The organism is Rhodococcus sp. no. 34, from assembly GCF_054589475.1.
Genome location: NZ_BAAILK010000020.1, coordinates 1 through 215 on the forward strand (window position 1 = coordinate 1; position 215 = coordinate 215).

Annotated in this window: 1 pseudogene; it reads right to left on the bottom strand. The window is 61.9% G+C overall.

From position 1 onward, the window contains the following. A pseudogene (locus ACYP01_RS05535) lies at positions 1-215 on the bottom strand (cytochrome ubiquinol oxidase subunit I); the annotation flags it as partial.

Genomic DNA, 215 nt, shown 5'->3' on the forward strand with positions numbered 1-215 from the left:
CGGATGCGCGGCAACTCGGTGAAGTTGTGACGCGGCGGCGGGCAGGTGGTTGCCCACTCCAGCGAGTTTCCGTAACCCCACGGATCGTCGACGGTGACAACTTCGCCGTAGCGGTAACTCTTGAAGACGTTCCAGATGAACGGGAGCGTCGAGGCACCGAGTACGAAGGCGAAGATCGTGGACACCGAGTTCAGAACCGTGAACCCGTCCGAGGG